This is a genomic window from Actinomadura sp. HBU206391 (genome assembly GCF_014323665.1).
Lineage (GTDB): Bacteria > Actinomycetota > Actinomycetes > Streptosporangiales > Streptosporangiaceae > Actinomadura_C.
Map to the genome: position 1 here is coordinate 1 of NZ_JABVEB010000579.1, position 617 is coordinate 617.

Sequence of the window (617 nt, forward strand, 5' to 3'; positions counted from 1 at the left end):
AGTGCCCGGCCGGTCTCCATGCGGGTCATCTTGGTGATGAACTCGGGGTCGTTGGAGGATTTCCAGGTGGTGGTGGTCTGCCAGGACACCCCGCCGGCCTTCAGGATCCGGCGCAGGTGTTCTCGGCTGATCGCCGACACCACACCACGTTTCACCAGGTGAGCAGCAAGCTTGGCCAGGCTCCAGGTCGAGAACGCGGTGATGCCCCATTCCACGGGGGACGTCCGGGCGATCAGGCAGACATGCTCACGCGTCGTCTGGCTGATCGTCCTCGGCCGGCCCCCGCTCCATTTTGGGTCCAGAGCAGCGAACCCCCGCTCGTTGAACGCGTGCACGACATCCCGCACATAGTCATCCCTGACCTGCATCAAGTGCGTGATGTTGCGAGCCGCCTGACCCTGCGCGGACATCAGCACCACGATCGCCCGCCGCAGCTTCACCGGATTCTTGGCAGTGCGGGTGATCCGCTGCAGCTTGCGCCCCTCCTCCACCGACAACGGGCGCACGAATACCTCAGGTCTACGGGCCACGACCACCTCCAAGACAACGTCCTGGAGCAAGGCTGACGGCCCCACCGTCAAAGATCAATTACCCGGCCAACGTTCGGAGACGAGCCA

General features: G+C 64.2%; 1 protein-coding gene. It reads right to left on the reverse strand.

Going from position 1 to position 617, the window contains the following annotated elements; genetic code table 11:
• Window positions 1-530: helix-turn-helix domain-containing protein (locus tag HKK72_RS39520; RefSeq protein WP_315987672.1), on the reverse strand; the 530-nt coding region annotated here is incomplete at its 3' end.
• Window positions 531-617 lie beyond the last annotated feature (87 nt).